Annotated in this window: 1 pseudogene; it reads left to right on the forward strand. The window is 65.9% G+C overall.

The window, feature by feature from the left end:
- Positions 1-694, forward strand: a pseudogene (locus A9X03_RS29660) (hypothetical protein); the annotation flags it as partial.
- Between the last annotated feature and the right edge of the window lie 27 nt (positions 695-721).

Consider the following 721-nt stretch of genomic DNA (forward strand, 5'->3'; position numbering starts at 1 on the left):
ATCACCCAACCACCACAGCACCGACACCCCACAATTGCCGGGCGCACCCGCCTGGAACCAACCCCCACCCAAACGACGCAACCCCTGGCCCATCATCGCCGGCGTCGCCGCACTGGTCGTCGTCCTCGTCGTCGCCGCGGTCGGCATCGCGATGGTGATGGGCGGCGACGACAGCAACTCGCAGGCCAACCGGACCTCGACCTCGACGACCACGACGACCAGCAGAACGGTCACCACGACCACGACGAGCAGGGCCCCGAACCCGCAGAGCAAGCTGATGAGCGTGCTGCCCGCCGGATATCCCAGTGGCGCTTGCACCCCTGCCACCCCGAAGGCCAACAGCATTTGGGTGAACGCGTTGGCCATGGTCGACTGCGACCAGAACACCAACCAGGGCGGCCCTTCCCGCGCCGTCTACGGGTTGTTCGCCAATGCCGATCTGCTCAAGAAGGCGTTCGACGACGACGTCGCCGCCGTACAGTTGCTCAACTGTCCGGGGGCCGGTCCGTCACCGGACGGCTGGCACCACGACAGCACCCCGACGGTGACCGCCGGCTCGATCGCGTGCGGCACCTACAAGAACCACCCGAACGTCATCTGGACCAACGACGCCAAACTCCTGCTCTGTGACGCCTACGGTGATCCTCCCGCCCTCGAAGACCTGCATACGTGGTGGACGAACTACGGCGGCTGACTTGATGTGCTGTGGTGGTTGGGTGAC

This window comes from Mycobacterium sp. E1715, assembly GCF_001667625.1.
Taxonomy (GTDB): domain Bacteria; phylum Actinomycetota; class Actinomycetes; order Mycobacteriales; family Mycobacteriaceae; genus Mycobacterium.